The following is a 2,936-nucleotide window of genomic DNA, read 5'->3' as shown; positions in this document are numbered from 1 at the left end:
CGCGACCGCGTCCTGATGCCCGTCTCCCGCACCCCGCCCGTGCCCCGCATCCTCACCCGGCTCGTCGCAGGCGACCTGATCCCGCCGCTGGCCGGGGTAGCCTTCCCCCTCAGGGATTAAGGTGCTTCCACACTTCCGAGATCACCACCGACCCCTCGCCCACGCCCGAGGCCACACGCTTCACCGACCCCGCCCGCACATCGCCCACCGCGAAAATCCCGGGACATGAGGTCGCATACCGCCCCCTCGCGTCGGCCCCCGCCTCCGCCCCGGTCAGCACGAACCCGTTCCCATCCACCGCCACCCGCCCCTGCAGCCAGCCGGTGTTCGGCGCGGCCCCGACCATGACAAAGACCGCCCGTGCGTTCAGCTCCCAGTCCTGCCCGTCCTCGGCGCTGTGAATGACCACCGATTGCAGGGCCTTCTCCCCGTTCAGCGCAGCCACCTGTGTGCGGTAATGGATGGTGATGTTGGCCGTCCGCTGCAATCGGTCCACCAGATAGGCCGACATGCTCGCCGCCAGACTGCCTCCGCGCACCAGCACATGCACATGCTTCGCGGTGCGCGACAGGAACATCGCCGCCTGCCCCGCCGAATTGCCGCCACCGATCACCACGACTTCCGTCTCGCGGCACCAGCGCGCCTCGACCTCGGTCGCAGCATAATAGATCCCCGCCCCCTCGAACTCTTCCAGCCGGTCCAAGGGCATCCGCCGGTACTCCACCCCCGTCGCCACCACGACCGACCGCGCCAGCACCCGCGTGCCATTGTCCAGGGTCAGGCACCATCCCTGCCCCTCCGGCTCCAACCTGGTGACCCGGTGCGGGATCGCAAACCGCGTGCCGAATTTCATCGCCTGCACCTCGCCCCGGAAACACAGGTCCGCACCAGAGATGCCAGTCGGAAACCCCATGTAGTTCTCGATCCGGCTGGAGGTTCCGGCCTGTCCGCCGATCGCCAGATCCTCGACCACCAGCGCACATAAACCCTCGGCCCCAGCATAGACCGCCGCCGAGACGCCTGCCGGGCCGCCGCCCACGATCACCACATCAAAGGTCGCATCCGTCGCGGTAAAGGCAATCCCAATCCGCTCGGCGATGGCCTGGGGCGTGCAGGCGGCCAGCACCTCGTTCGCGCCGAAGATCACCTTCGGCCCGTCACCGGGGCGAAACGAACACGTCGCCCCCCAGTCCGCCGCCGCGTCCGAGGCCGGATCGTGCAGCGCCACCGGCAACTTGTTGCGCGTGCAGAAGGCCAGCACTGCCCGCACCTGACGATCCTCTGCCGGGCCGACCACAGTGATCGCCGTCGTCGCCCGCTCCAGCATCGCACGCCTGCGGGCCGCAAAGACCGAGACGATGATGTCCGACATCTCCGGCTCCGCCGCCATCAGCCGCAGCATCGCCTCGCGCGGGACCTCCAGAACCCGGGCCGGGCTGACGCAGCGCAGCGTGTACAGCATCCGCCCCGCGGTCAGAAAGGCGATCTCGCCAATGAACTGGCCGGCAGCCAGAACGTTCGTTCCGATCTGCACGCCGCGCGCCTCGTCCCAAAGCTGGAAGGCCCCGTCGAGCACATGATAGAAGTGATCCGAGGGGTCGCCCGTCCGCAGGAATATCTCACCTTCGGCCACCGTCCGTTCGGTCCCGATACCGCGGATCGCGGCGACATGATCGGCCGTCAGCGGACGGCGCACCATTGTCGTCAGGTCTTCGGCAAGGCTTTCCATCCAGATCCCTTTCAGCAACTCCCTCAGGAATCTGGCCGCACTGCAGCGAAAAACAAGAGCGGCAGAGAAAGACCATCCATTAACCTGCGCGGCGCCACCGCCCTTCGCACATACGCAAGGTCAGGCCTTTCCGACTGGACAAGCAACCCGGTCGCGGCTTCTCTGATGCCAGACCCAAACCGAGGCCGCCATGATCCTTCGCCTTTCCCTTGCCCTCGCCACCCTCGCGGCCCCGGCCCTCGGCGAAACGCAATTGAGCTCGCAGGTCGCGGGCCTTCAGATCGTGGCACTCGACAGCCTTCCCGCCGCCCCAGGCGATGCGGCCCCGCCAGAGTTCTGCGATCACCTCACCCTTCCCAACCCGGAAACCCCCGCAGGCCGCGCCGTGCAGGCCCAAGGATGGAGCGTCACCAGCGAGGTTCCGTTCGGCGATCTCACCGCCGTCAGCTTCGTCGGCGGCTTCGTCCCCGCCACCAGCGGCACCTGCGAACTCTTGGACGGCAACGTCGGCCTCTTTTCCGGCGACCGGATCGTCGCCCTCATCTACGGCACAAAGGGGGCAGGCCCGCTCATCGGCTACGCCAGTCCGTTCGGCGACGACGGCGTGCGCATCCTCTCGGGCGACCTCCTCCCCGGTCCCACCGCCGACCTCGGCCGGATCGGCAGCGACGGCATCGCCGTCACCCCGCTTGCCAAGGTGGAACCTTTCTGCGGCGGGGCGGCCAGCGTCCCTTACATCTACAATCTGCCCATCGATCAGGCCCGAATCCTCCTGATGGAGGCGGGATGGCAGCCGGTTCCGGGCGACCGTGAAACCGAAGGAATGGGCTTTGCCAGCGCCATCGCCGCCGCCGGAGTGCCCGAGGTCGAGGAATGCTCCGGCACCGGCTTCGGCTTCTGCGCCTATGGCTACACCCGCCCCGCAGGCGATCTTTCCGTAACCACCGCAGGCGAGGGTGGCGAAGACGGCGGCCTGCCCACGGTCTCGGGCTACGGCGTCGACTGCCGCTGAAACCTGGCCGGCACGGGGTCAGGGGTTAAGATTTCGTATCGGCCTTGCCAAGCCGTTGATTTCGTTACCGTCAGAAATTGTCCCACCGTGGGACACCCTCGACAGCCCCACCCTCACCTGCCAGGATGGCATCATGAAACTACCCTCGCTCAATGTCCTCGGCGGCGCGCTGGAGCCCTGTTCCACCGACCCGGT

Annotated in this window: 2 protein-coding genes; one reads left to right on the top strand and one right to left on the bottom strand. The window is 67.5% G+C overall.

The genetic code is table 11. The features are described 5' to 3' along the window. Nucleotides 1-109: 109 nt before the first annotated feature. Nucleotides 110-1,729 carry an FAD-dependent oxidoreductase gene (locus tag ACRCSW_RS06635; protein WP_438703630.1) on the bottom strand — a complete coding sequence of 540 codons (1,620 nt, stop codon included), beginning with the start codon at nucleotides 1,727-1,729 and terminating at the stop codon, nucleotides 110-112. A 190-nt stretch (nucleotides 1,730-1,919) separates the two neighbouring features. Here ACRCSW_RS06635 and ACRCSW_RS06630 point away from each other — a divergent pair, with 190 nt between their 5' ends. Then, complete coding sequence (locus tag ACRCSW_RS06630) at nucleotides 1,920-2,741, top strand: hypothetical protein (protein WP_438703628.1); 822 nt, start codon at nucleotides 1,920-1,922, stop codon at nucleotides 2,739-2,741. Nucleotides 2,742-2,936 lie beyond the last annotated feature (195 nt).

Source organism: Tabrizicola sp., assembly GCF_051645465.1.
Classification (GTDB): domain Bacteria; phylum Pseudomonadota; class Alphaproteobacteria; order Rhodobacterales; family Rhodobacteraceae; genus Tabrizicola.
This window is presented reverse-complemented; position numbering and strand designations above follow the sequence as displayed.